A 9,256-nucleotide genomic window follows, 5' to 3' on the forward strand; every position below is an offset into this window, starting at 1 on the left:
AGAAATACCAGATTTTCTAAATGGTGCACTCATCGGCCTTGGAATTGGATTATTACTTTTCGCAATACGTAAGAACAACTCCTGGAAAACCCTTTAAATTAGAATAAACTTTCATAAGATCTCTCCCTGTAGCCCAGATGACATTCGAGAAGATCCTGAAACAAGTTCAGGATGAAGGCTAATTTTCAGATGTCATTTAGAAGTAGTGAAACGAATGAGAAATCTCACAACAAAAATTTAGCTAAAAATAGATTTCTCCCTGCGGTCGAAATGACAAGGATAAAGCCATAAATTCAAAGCCCGGCAATCGCCGGGCTTTGAATTTATTATGAGGAATGAAATTTTACATTTCAGCTGCCTCCGCAGTCTCTTCTTTTTTAGTTTCCCCATTAGCTCTTTTCTTCTCAGTTAGAAAACTAAAGTTTTCAGAATACATCATCATCTGCTTTTCAAAAGATGCCGGTTGAGTTACTTTAATAGTGTTAATCTCTCCATTTTCATCCATTTCAGCAACCAATACAGGATTGATAAATCCACTATAAGGAGCAGATTTGAACTGAGCGTTTCGATCTAATACCTCTTTATGCATCTTCTGATCAACTTTCACTCCGTAGTTCTCCACAAGCTCTTTTACAGCTTCATAATCACCTTCAGATTTAATCCTTTGAGTTTCTCTTAAAAGCTCCCCGAAAAGTTCTCTTAGTTTCTGGTATTCTTTGATATCAAAATAAGTCTTACCGTCTTTTTCCACTTTTTCGATCACTCCTTCTTCCTTGCCTTTCTCAAAAACCCAGGCGCTTACCCACTGGCGGTTTCTCATGTGAGCCTCTTCAACATCGTCTCCAAGCTCTAACCTCACCAACTGAGTCATTAGTCCGTTTCTGATATAATCGTTGTAAGCAGCTTTCCCGAGCTCTTCAGCATTATCTGTAAGTCCAAGCTCCTCAAGTTTTGGATCCATCAGGTAATACAGTCCTACAAGATCTGCACGACCTTCTTCCAAAGTCGAAGCGTAGCTCTTCAAAGTTTCTTTTGTAGTCCCTACTCCTTTGTTCAATTGTCCTGAAGCATGACCTACCACTTCGTGAAGTGCTGTATGTAATTTATCTGCCTGATTTCCGTATTTTTCTGAAAGGGCAATTTCCTCTTCATCATGGGCAAATTCCTTTAGTTTATCAGTTCCGCCGGCATTTTCATACGCGTTGATGATATTTCCAAGGGAAACAGATTTACTTCCATGAGCTTTTCTGATCCAGCTTGAATTTGGAAGGTTTACCCCAATTGGTGTACTTGGTGAAGCATCACCAGACTCTCCGGCAACGATCACTGTTTTGTAAGTAACTCCTACTACAGAATCCTTCTTGTGCTCGTCCATAATTGGCGAATTATCTTCGAACCACTGAACATTCTGCTCTACCTTGCTCATCTTCTCAGACATATCAAAATCTTTGATCTGAACAATGCTTTCATATGAACCTGTGTAACCCTTAGGATCGTTATATACTTCAATGAACGAGTTGATATAATCGATATTTCCTTCAGTAGCTTCTACCCATGCAACGTTATACTCGTCCCAGGTTTGAAGATCTCCGGTATTGTAATAATCGATCAAAAGACCTAAAGCATTTGCCTGTTTTTCATTTTCAGCAACAGCTTTTGCTTTCTCCAGCCATTTTACGATCTCATCGATCGCTTCCCCGTAAAGTCCGCCACTTTTGTAAACTTTCTCTACCAGTTTTCCATTCTCCTTCACCAACTTGGTATTGATTCCATAAGCCAATGGCTTTTCCGGATTTGGTGATTTCTTATTGGCATAGAATGCATCCACCTCGGCGGCTGTAATTCCTTCACCATACATATTTACGGCAGAACCTTCGATCAAACCATCAGCCTCGTTCAGATTTACTTTTTTCGCGTCCTTATCGTTAAAGATCACTTCGTAAGCTTCACCGGTAAGGTCTGTATTGGTTTCTTTAAGCAAAGTATCAAAATATTCTTTGCTGAATTCAGGCTTTAACTTGGCATTTGAATAATGGTGGTGAATTCCGTTAGAAAACCAAACTCTTTTTAAATAGGTTTCAAAAGCCTTCCAGTCTTCAGAAGACTTATCACCTTCATAATTTACATAGATATTCTCTAAAGCCTCACGGATAGTAAGATTGTGACGGTAATTCTGATCCCAGATAATATCACGTCCTGAAAGTCCCGCCTGAGTAAGGTAATAAACAAGTTTTTGCTCTTTCAAGCTTAAGTTTTCCCATCCCGGGATCTGATACCGCAGAATTTTAAGATCTGCAAATTCATCTGCTTTAAAATTGAAATCTTCCGCAGAATTTTCTGTCTGAGCCATTTCCGGATCTTTCTTATCCTGATCACAGGATACGAAAGTAAGCGCTGCAGCTAACAGACAAGTACTTAATATTTTGTTCATGTTGTTAAGAAATTTTGAGGCGCTAAGATATAAAAACGGGGAATCAAATTTTAATAAAATTGATTCCCCGTTGATTAAGAGATTTAGTCTTTTTGAATAGATCCTGAATCAAGTTCAGGATGACACCAGCAGAAGTAAATCTATTTTTTACTCATTTCAGTAAAATGTTTATAGAACCAAGGAATGGTTTCAATCCCCTTCAGGTAATTCCAGACTCCGAAATGCTCATTTGGAGAATGTATCGCATCGGTATCTAAACCAAAGCCCATCAGGATGATCTTACTATCCAATTCTTTTTCAAAAAGGGAAACGATTGGAATACTTCCACCGCTTCGCTGTGGAATTGGTGTTTTCCCGCAGGTTTCTTCATACGCCTTGCTCGCCGCCTGATATCCAATGGTATTTATTGGAGTCACATACGGATACCCGCCATGATGTGGTTTCACTTCTACTCTTACTGAATCTGGTGCCAGACTTTCAAAATGTTTTTTAAATAGTTCGGTGATCTCTTTCCAATCTTGATTCGGTACTAAACGCATGGAAATCTTTGCATATGCTTTAGAAGGAAGTACTGTTTTAGCACCTTCTCCAATATAGCCTCCCCACATTCCGTTGACATCCAGTGTTGGTCTGATTGAACCTCTTTCTAAAGTAGAATATCCTTTCTCTCCATGAACATCTTTTATGTCCAGTTTCTCCTTGTACTCTTCTAAACTGAAAGGAGCTTCAGCCATTTTAGATCTCTCCTCATCACTTAGGTTTTCAACATTATCATAAAAACCTGGAATAGTAATATGATTATTCTCGTCTGTAAGTTGACTAATCATCTGGCTTAAAATATTCAGCGGATTTGCTACGGCACCTCCGTAAAGTCCCGAATGCAAATCCCTATTAGCACCAGTCACCTCTACTTCCACATAAGAAAGTCCGCGAAGACCTGTGGTAATTGAAGGAGTGTCTTTAGAGATCATTCCGGTATCGGAGATCAGGATGACATCATTCTGAAGTTTTTCCTTATTCTCCTTGATCCACCAGTCCAGGTGTTCACTTCCTACTTCTTCTTCACCTTCTATCATAAACTTCACATTGCAGGGAAGTTCATCATTTTTGGTCATGTATTCCATCGCTTTCACGTGCATATACATTTGCCCTTTATCATCACAGGAACCTCTTGCAAAAATGGCTCCTTCAGGATGGATCTTAGTTTCCTTTATCACTGGCTCAAACGGTGGTGAATCCCAAAGATCCAAAGGATCTGGCGGCTGCACATCATAATGACCATATACCAAGACCGTCGGTAAGTTTTTATCAATAATTTTTTCAGCATACACCACAGGATGCCCGGGTGTTTCCGAAACTTCTGCCGTATCACAACCGGCTTCAAGAAGTCTCGCTTTCACCGCTTCCGCAGCTTTGAGCATGTCTCCTTTATAGGCAGGATCGGCTGAAATGGAAGGAATCTTTAGCAAATCTACCAGTTCATCCAGAAACCTGTCTTTATTCTTATTTAAGTAGTCTTTTATTGAATCCATGAATTTAATTTCAAGTTTGCGTAAAGTTACTAAGTTCTCTTTGGAAAACGATAATCGAATTCCGCTCTCTTTCTTAAGTGTGAGCTAAATTTTTCCAGGAGTTCTAAAAAAATTTAGGATTTCAATAGAATCTGTAAATCAGCCAGTTGAAAACAGTGAAATTTCACCACTAATTTTTTAGAAGATTTTTTTTAATATTTTCCTTCAACACTATTTGAAATTTAAAAACAATAATTATATTTGCACCCGCTTAAGTAATTAAGCAAGGAATCACAACGAGTCCTAAGTGTTGTGAAACTTTAAATGCGGGCGTGGTGGAATTGGTAGACACGCTAGACTTAGGATCTAGTGCCGCGAGGTGTGAAGGTTCGAGTCCTTTCGCCCGCACTTCGGCAAGCTCAGTGCAGGCCAAACAGAAAAGCCGACTTTAACGAGTCGGCTTTTTTTATTTAGGCATCATAGCTTTTACCTTTAATAAAGACTGATAATTAAGCCTATCTAAAAAAAAAGCCTCATACGAGTATGAGACCTTCCTAACATAAGTAGGCTAAACGGATTCTTTGAAAACCTATTTTCTGAAATTAGGGCTTAATCCAGAATGGTTTTCAAACCGCTCCTATTTATAATATCATTTAGACAAGAAGTCTTATTCAATAAAATATTCACTTCTTTAGAAATTTGCTGTGCTTTATTTTTAAATTGAAAAAGCATGTAAATACCCGGAATATCTATGTAATCCACTTCGGTAATATCAAGTACCAGGTGATTCCTTGTAAACAAGAGTTCGTTTAGATGGTTTTGAACCTTAAGAGCATTATCAGATGTTAACTTTCCAACAATTTTTAAAATACCTTTTTCATCTACTTCTATATACATTGCCATATTTACGCTACTCCTTAAAATTGATAAAAAGAATTTGTACAGGAAGAATATTTAACCAATGTAGGGAAGAAGGTACTTTTTTCTTTTCTATCATAACCTAACCAAAACCTGATAGCCTGCACAAATTCAATATCAAAAATAGAGGGATTTATCATTGATATTTGAATTTTTAGACGGATGGCAGGTTAACTTAGACGAGCTGTTTAAATAATGATGCAAGGTGAAAATATGCCGAAAAAGAATCTACAGCAGGTTTAAAACCTTCATTAAATCGGCCCGTTTAGATCTGCTAATAGGAATAACGTCTTTACCTATCAAAACTGAATTATCTTCAATATCAATGATCATTCTTATATTGATAATGAACGATCGGTGTATTTTAAGGAATGTAGAACCTGGTAATTTCTCTTCAATTTTCTTTAGTGTAGAATGCACCACGTAATCTTTAGAAATGGTTTTTATAAGAATATAATCGCCCCGGGCTTCTATAAATTTGATAGAAGAAATGGTAATTTTCACTAAGCGCCTGGAAACGCTAATAAACATTTCATCATCTTCAGTCTCCTGTTTCATGGTTTCTGAAGTGCTTTTTTGTTCTATTGTTTGTTGTTCATTGGAAGCCTTTCTCAATGCCTTTTCAAAACGCTCACGAGTAAAAGGTTTTACAAGATAATCTACAATCATTTCATACTCAAAAGCCGCAAGCGCAAAATTTTTATCTGAAGAGGTTAGAATAATCCTTGGCGGGTTTTGCAATGTTTCAATCAAATCAAAACCAGTGAAACCCGGCATATGGATATCTAAAAAAATTAAATCTATATCGGCATTCTTATTCAAGAATTTAATGGCTTCCATAGCGCTATTAAAGGACCCTTTCAAGTCAAGGTGTGTATTCTCACTTACTAATTGCTGTAAGATGGCCCTGGCAGTTTCTTCATCGTCTATAATGATACATTTCATATTCCCTAAATTTCACAGGATTCAACAAAGCTTTTTAATTGCCCCAAATATATTTCAAACTTCTCTTTATACCTATCTTCTTTTTCACGTAAAGCCTCTTCATAATCTATAGCTAGCTTATATGCTTCTTCCATTTGAAATATGCCTATTTTATGCTTAATCTTATGTATATTCTCTGCGGCCTTTTCAAATTCCCGGGCTGAGATGTTTTTTTTATAAGACTGAATCTCTACCGGAAGTTCCTTTTTTATGATCGTGATGATTTTTCTTTCAAAATCCTTATCACCGCCAGATAGCTGTTTTATATAATCGAGATTTGGAGACTTTAACATTATTTCATTTTTTAACTATCGCATTTTTTAAACTAAAATAGAACGTGGTTCCCTTACCAATTTCACTCTCCAGCCAGATCTTTCCATTATAAAGCTCTATAATTTTTTTTACAATACTCAATCCAATCCCGCTGGACATATCGTTGTTTCCTAGTGACCTGAAAATTTTAAATATTTTATCATGGTCTTCTGGAGCGATTCCAATGCCGTTGTCTTTAACCGAAAAAATATAGGCAGAGCCATTTTGGGTATGATCTATTTCAATTCGCCCATCTTTTTTATTACTATAGTTTATAGCATTTCCCAGCAAATTCTGAAAAAGTTGCTGCATTCTTGTCGCATCGGCAACAATTTCCGGCAATGGCTTACAAACCGAAATCTCAATATGTTTAGGAACATAAAGCATCTCCTGTACCTCTTCTAATAATGTGTTTAGATCTATTCTTCTATTATCTACCCGGTCGCTATCAATGCTTGAATATTTAAGGATATTTTCAATAAGATGATCCATTTTTTCAATCCGGGTTTGCATGAGGTCTAAATTGGTAAGACTTTCCTCCCCTAGCTGATTTCTAAAATCTTCTTTTGTCCAGCTTAATAATGCTGAAATATTCCTCAAAGGAGATTTAAGATCATGACTTACAATATGCGCATATTCATTGAGTTGTTCATTTTGCCGCTCAAGATTTTGAAGCAGGCGCTCTTTTTGTATTTCCAGGTTTTTTTGCCTCGTAATATCCAGGTGAATAAGTATAAAACCCTGTTGCTCCCCGTTTATATCAAAATTTGGAGCACCACTTACCAGCCAGTATCTCTTTTTTCCTGTTTTAGTCTTGATTTTAACTTCAAATGGTTCAGAAATAAACATCCCCAAATTCATAAAATTCTGTACCCTGTCTGATTCCTCTTGATAATTAAAAACCTCAGAAACCGATTTACCTAACAATTCTTCCTGATCGTAGCCACTTAAATCAGTAAAACTTTGATTCGCTAGTAATACAATGCCTTCGTTACTTACTTCCAGTAAGCCAAGGTTCATGTTTGCTATAATATTACTATATTTTTCCTTTTGAGACTTAAGTGTATCCTTGTAATTCTTTTGCAGCGTAATGTCATTAAAACTCCATAAATGACCTTTGTAAGTGCCTTCTATATACACAGGAGTATAATTTCTTTCTAAAATTCTGCCATCGGCAAGTTCCAGTTCTTCTCCAACTACACGAACTTTTCTTTTTAATACATCTTGCATCCGGCTCATAAAATGTGTTGGATCCTTAAAATAATCCATAAAGTTTTCAGCGCTATTTTTCAGGTTCGTGCCTTCCAACTCTTCTGGAGTTACCCCCATCTCGAACATGCTACAACACATTTCATTTACAAGTAGAACGTTGCGCTCTTCATCTTCAAGCAAAACACCGGTCTGAAGATTTTTCACAAGACTTGATAAACGTTCTTCAGATTCCTTTACCTTCTGCTTGGTTTGTAGATCGCTGGTTACATCTTCAATAATCGCAATTTGAAACTTAATATTGTTCTTTTCATCACGAACGGCAGAGACTGATGTTTTTGCCCAGATACTATTTTTATCTTTTGTAATGTATTTTTTTTCGAGACTAAAAGATTCGATTTCTGCATTTTTTAATCGAGACAGATAGGTCGCGGTCGTTTCATGATCATCCTTATGGGTGATTTGCTTAATACCCAGTGGCATTAACTCCTCTTCAGAATATCCCAGCATAGTACAAAAAGCCTTATTTACTTTTGTAAACCCGGTTCTCCCAGGTTCCATAAGTGTAATTCCCAGGGGGGAGTTATCAATAATAATATCTAACTGACTTTTTTGTTCATTTAACTTCTCTTTGGTGAGTGTTTCTTCAGTTATATCTCTAACAATACCCTGCGCGGCTTTAGGCTTCCCCTCGGGATCATAAATTATGGAAGCATTTATCTGGACTGTTTTTTCCTGATTATTCTTCGTAAGAATTACGGCTTTATAATTAGAAAAAGATCCTATATAAAAAAGCTGTTTAAACGCCTCTACGGTGTATGATTTATAATCGGGATGTACAAGATCAAGTAAATTTATATTTTCTGAAACATCAAATCCCAGTAATTCTTTGGCAGGATTGTTCATTCGTAATACCAAACCATCGATATCCATCACCACATATGCGTCGCTAATGTTTGAAAATACACCTTCTAATTCAGAGGTCTTTTCAGTGAGCAGCTGTTGTAATTGTTCACTAGATTGTTTCAAAGCTTCAGAAAGGTCAAAAAGCTTTCTGGATTTTTTTTCGAGATTTCTTTCGGCTATTATTCGTGCAGACTTTTCCTTTTTCAGCCTAAGTTCTAATTCGTTAATTCTTTCGGTTAAGTCCATTTAATGTGGGAATTCTGAACATAATTTAGTTATTATATTCAGATTTAGTACATATCAAATTTGGCGAATTTTTGAGAAAGGTCAAAAAAATTCTTTTTACCAAATTTAATAAAAAGTAATGTTTAGAATTTTCCAAAAATGATCAATACTGAAATATCAAAAAATGAGCCCCGGTAGTATTTGTTACCCGCTAACGTTAATAAGCTCATTCTGGCTCCAATAATCTATTAACGCTTTGAGCTTCACCTCGTAATCTTCAAATTTAAAAGGCTTAATGATATAGCCCGCAATCCCGATCTTATAACATTCTAACACATCTTTTCTGTTATTGGAAGTTGTCAGGATAATTACCGGTAAGTATTTTAACTGATTATCGCTCTTTAGAATTCTTAGAAATTCTATCCCGGAGATTTTAGGCATGTTAAGATCCAGAAGAAGAATATCAGGCAGGGGATCTCCAGATTGGAGCTGTTCAATAGCTTCTTCTCCATTTTTCGCCTCTATAATTTTCGGGACGTTTGGAAGCAAAGCAACGGTGCGACGTAACTTCATCACTTCTATAGCATCATCTTCTATAAAGAGAATATTCAATCTTTTGGACATAAAATATATACTGAAAGGACCAAAATTGTAGAATATTGGTCAGGAAAGGCTTATAATTCGTTCAATTGTTAATTCATATAGTTGAATGGGATTTTTAGCCCGGTGAACTGAATATTAATGTTAACAAAGTCCAAAA

The 9,256-nt window shown here is 36.5% G+C and carries 7 protein-coding genes and 1 tRNA gene; 1 reads left to right on the forward strand and 7 read right to left on the reverse strand.

Annotated elements, in window-relative coordinates; all coding sequences use genetic code 11:
* Positions 1–343: 343 nt before the first annotated feature.
* The gene (locus tag BLT95_RS08620; RefSeq protein ID WP_089665694.1) at positions 344–2,431 is read right to left on the reverse strand and encodes a dihydrofolate reductase; all 2,088 of its coding nucleotides are present in this window, start codon (positions 2,429–2,431) and stop codon (positions 344–346) included.
* 140 nt (positions 2,432–2,571) lie between these two features.
* Positions 2,572–3,963, reverse strand: coding sequence for a dipeptidase (locus BLT95_RS08625; RefSeq protein ID WP_089665695.1), 1,392 nt, complete (start codon positions 3,961–3,963; stop codon positions 2,572–2,574).
* Positions 3,964–4,268: 305 nt separating this feature from the next.
* Here BLT95_RS08625 and BLT95_RS08630 point away from each other — a divergent pair.
* A tRNA-Leu gene (locus tag BLT95_RS08630) sits at positions 4,269–4,350 on the forward strand.
* A gap of 201 nt (positions 4,351–4,551) precedes the next feature.
* Here BLT95_RS08630 and BLT95_RS08635 read toward each other — a convergent pair.
* From BLT95_RS08635 to BLT95_RS08655, 5 genes are all read right to left on the reverse strand, one after another.
* Positions 4,552–4,845 (reverse strand): STAS domain-containing protein, encoded by a 294-nt coding sequence (locus BLT95_RS08635; RefSeq protein WP_089665696.1) that lies wholly within the window; start codon positions 4,843–4,845, stop codon positions 4,552–4,554.
* A gap of 243 nt (positions 4,846–5,088) precedes the next feature.
* A complete protein-coding gene (locus BLT95_RS08640) occupies positions 5,089–5,805 on the reverse strand; it encodes a LytTR family DNA-binding domain-containing protein (protein WP_089665697.1) in 717 nt (238 codons plus the stop codon).
* 5 nt (positions 5,806–5,810) lie between these two features.
* Complete coding sequence (locus BLT95_RS08645) at positions 5,811–6,137, reverse strand: hypothetical protein (RefSeq protein WP_089665698.1); 327 nt, start codon at positions 6,135–6,137, stop codon at positions 5,811–5,813.
* A gap of 4 nt (positions 6,138–6,141) precedes the next feature.
* Positions 6,142–8,517 carry a PAS domain S-box protein gene (locus BLT95_RS08650; RefSeq protein WP_089665699.1) on the reverse strand — a complete coding sequence of 792 codons (2,376 nt, stop codon included), beginning with the start codon at positions 8,515–8,517 and terminating at the stop codon, positions 6,142–6,144.
* A 183-nt stretch (positions 8,518–8,700) separates the two neighbouring features.
* Positions 8,701–9,120, reverse strand: a complete 420-nt coding sequence (locus BLT95_RS08655) for a response regulator (RefSeq protein ID WP_089665700.1) — start codon at positions 9,118–9,120, stop codon at positions 8,701–8,703.
* Positions 9,121–9,256 lie beyond the last annotated feature (136 nt).

The organism is Gramella sp. MAR_2010_147 (assembly GCF_900105135.1).
Classification (GTDB): Bacteria; Bacteroidota; Bacteroidia; order Flavobacteriales; family Flavobacteriaceae; genus Christiangramia.